Origin of the sequence: Rathayibacter sp. VKM Ac-2879 (assembly GCF_015351245.1) — a bacterium.
Classification (GTDB): Bacteria; Actinomycetota; Actinomycetes; order Actinomycetales; family Microbacteriaceae; genus Rathayibacter.
Genome location: NZ_JADKSO010000008.1, coordinates 1 through 1532, shown reverse-complemented (window position 1 = coordinate 1532; position 1532 = coordinate 1). Strand labels below are relative to the sequence as shown.

Below are 1532 nucleotides of genomic sequence, written 5' to 3'. Positions count from 1 at the left end.
GGATCGAGAGGGTAGTTGTAGTCGTTGTCCACTCCTCCCTCTACTGGGTCGGTGGAGAGGAAGCGGCCGAGCGCTGCGATGTAGATTCTTGCGCCCATCTCGATGGCAGCTATTCCTCCTGCGTGTTCGAAGAGCTTCTGGTTGCCGCCGAGCCAGGAGTAGTCGGCGTCGGAGTTCTTCTGGGAGTCGGCGACCGCGTCCGCTGCCGCGATTGTGCCAATGCGGCCTGTCGTGGGATCGACCGGCTGCCCGAACGGGTCATACCGGTTCACGGTAGCTGACCGTGCGCCCCCAGCATCAGCTGTCGTGATGATGCTTCCCTGAAGGTTCGGGTATGACCATGTCTCGGTTCCGTCCGTGCGCAGCGATGCGATCGCTCCGCCGGGAAGGGTAACAGTTCGTTCGATAACTGTATTGCTGCTGTCGAGAACGAGTTGTGTCTTGTCGCCGGCGGCGGTGAACGAGTAACGAATCGTCTGAACTGGACCGCCCGGGGCGGTCGACGTGCGAGCGACTATGCGGTCCGTGGCGTCGCGAAGGTACTCGACGCTGGTGCCGTCGGGTTGTGTGGTTTTCGTGTGGCGGTCGGCGAGGTCGTAGCTGTAGGTCTGGTCGCCGAGCTTGGTCGTTCGCCCCTTCAGGTCGTATCCGAGTTCGGTCGCGCCGAGCCCGTCGGCGACGGTGTCGGCACCAGCCACCGGGTTCGTGACTTGGCTGGAGAGCAGCCGGTCGGCTGCGTCGTAGCAGTAGGTCGCTGTGGTTGTCGCTCCGGTCGTCGGCTGGTCGGTCATGGAGGTGCGGTTCCCGTTGCGGCCGGCGTTGTTGATGGCGCCGGTCGCGGTGCAGTTCGTGTCGCCGTAGCCGTAGGTGAGGGTGTGGCCGGGGATCGTGGCGTTCGTGAGTCGTCCGGCGAGGTCGAACTTGTAGTTCGAGACCAGACCGGACGTGCCCGCCTGAGTGAGAGTGTTCTGCACAATACGTCCGGCCTGCGACCGCACGACCTCGTCCTTCACAGCAGCGCCCGACGCGAAGGACCACGTCTGAGCGGTCTGCGCACCCGAGTCATTTCGTAGGAGAGCTCCGAGACTCGTTCCGTTTCCTGCACCGCTCGCAGGGTACTGCACGGCCGTGACGAGCCCGAGGTCGGCGCCGCTGGTGCCGTACGTGACGACCGCGAGATCGTTGGCGCCGTCCTTGACCTTCGTCGTCTTTCCATCGAGGTCGTATTCGAAGGCCCTGACGGTTGTCGATACACCCTGGACTGTCGACGTCTGCGTCACACGGTTCGCAGCGTTGTAGGTGGTCGTCGTGGTCGTGTTCCAGACGTCGGTGTGGGACGTGACTCTGCCCTGCAGATCCGTGGTCGTCGTGATCTTTCCGCCATTAGGGGATCCCGTAACGGCCGTGTCCGTGACGGTCGTGGTTCGAGGATCTCCCGTGGCGGTCGCGTAAGTGCTGGTCACGGTGCGCGCGGGAACTCCGGATGCTGCCGGGTAGGCGACGCTCGTGACGCGGCCTCGATCATCGAGGGT

General features: G+C 64.0%; 1 protein-coding gene. It reads right to left on the bottom strand.

Going from position 1 to position 1532, the window contains the following annotated elements; genetic code table 11:
• A partial coding sequence (locus tag ITJ45_RS13870; protein WP_228494007.1) for a hypothetical protein occupies positions 1-1463 on the bottom strand: 1463 nt, incomplete at its 3' end.
• Positions 1464-1532 lie beyond the last annotated feature (69 nt).